This is a genomic window from Roseomonas genomospecies 6 (genome assembly GCF_008365375.1).
Lineage (GTDB): Bacteria > Pseudomonadota > Alphaproteobacteria > Azospirillales > Azospirillaceae > Azospirillum.
Genome location: NZ_QOKW01000078.1, coordinates 1 through 1,680, shown reverse-complemented (window position 1 = coordinate 1,680; position 1,680 = coordinate 1). Strand labels below are relative to the sequence as shown.

Annotated in this window: 1 protein-coding gene; it reads left to right on the top strand. The window is 71.4% G+C overall.

The window, feature by feature from the left end:
* Nucleotides 1–1,680: MBG domain-containing protein (locus tag DS843_RS31490; RefSeq protein WP_286192417.1), on the top strand; the 1,680-nt coding region annotated here is incomplete at both ends.

Sequence of the window (1,680 nt, the reverse complement as noted above, 5' to 3'; positions counted from 1 at the left end):
CTACGGCGCGACCAGCCCGAGCTTTGGCTTCATCGCCAGCGGCTGGAAGAACGGGCAGAGCGACGCCAACCTGAGCGGCCTGTCCTACGCCACCGACGCCACCGCGACCTCGAATGTCGGCAGCTACGCCAGCACCGCAAGCGGCGGCACGCTGGGCGGCGCGGCGGCGGGCAACTACACGCTGAGCTACGCTGCGGGCGGCTTCGCGGTGACCCCGGCCGCGCTGACGGTGACGCCGAGCGGCACGATGACCTACGGCTCGACCGCTCCCACCTACGCCTTCATCGCCAGCGGCTGGAAGAACGGCCAGGGCGACAGCCTGCTGACGGGCCTGAGCTACGCCACCGACGCCACGGCCACCTCCAACGTCGGCAGCTACAGCGCCACGGCGAGCGGTGGCACGCTGGGCGGCGCGGCAGCCGGCAACTACACGCTGAGCTACGCCACAGGCGGCTTCGCGGTCACCCCGGCCCCGCTGACGGTGACCCCGAGCGGCACCATGGTCTACGGCGCGACCAGCCCGAGCTTTGGCTTCATCGCCAGCGGCTGGAAGAACGGGCAGAGCGACGCCAACCTGAGCGGCCTGTCCTACGCCACCGACGCCACCGCGACCTCGAATGTCGGCAGCTACGCCAGCACCGCAAGCGGCGGCACGCTGGGCGGCGCGGCGGCGGGCAACTACACGCTGAGCTACGCTGCGGGCGGCTTCGCGGTCACCCCGGCCGCGCTGACGGTGACGCCGAGCGGCACGATGACCTACGGCTCGACCAGCCCGAGCTTTGGCTTCACCGCCAGCGGCTGGAAGAACGGCCAGGGCGACGCCAACCTGAGCGGCGTGGTGATTTCGACCGATGCCACCGCGACCTCCAACGTCGGCAGCTACAGCGCCACGGCAAGCGGCGGTACATTGGGCGGCGCGGCGGCGGGCAACTACACGCTGAGCTATGTCGCGGGCGGCTTCTCGGTCACCCCGGCCGCGCTGACGGTGACCCCGAGTGGCACGATGAGCTACGGTTCGACCAGCCCGAGCTACGCCTTCACCGCCAGCGGCTGGAAGAACGGGCAGAGCGACAGCCTGCTGACCGGCGTGGTGATTTCGACCGATGCCACCGCGACCTCGAACGTCGGCAGCTACAGCGCCACGGCGAGCGGCGGCACGCTGGGCGGGGTGGCAGCCGGCAACTACACGCTGAGCTACGCTGCGGGCGGCTTCGCGGTCACCCCGGCCGCGCTGACGGTGACGCCGAGCGGCACCATGGTCTACGGCTCGACCAGCCCGAGCTTTGGCTTCACCGCCAGCGGCTGGAAGAACGGCCAGGGCGACGCCAACCTGAGCGGCGTGGTGATTTCGACCGATGCCACCGCGACCTCGAATGTCGGCAGCTACAGCGCCACGGCGAGCGGCGGTACATTGGGCGGCGCGGCGGCGGGCAACTACACGCTGAGCTACGCCACGGGCGGCTTCGCGGTCACCCCGGCCGCGCTGACGGTGACCCCGAGCGGCACGATGGTCTACGGCTCGACCAGCCCGAGCTACGCCTTCACCGCCAGCGGCTGGAAGAACGGGCAGGGCGACAGCCTGCTCACCGGCCTGACCTACGCCACCGACGCCACGGCCACCTCCAACGTCGGCAGCGGCTACGCCAGCACGGCGAGCGGCGGTACATTGGGCGGCGCGGC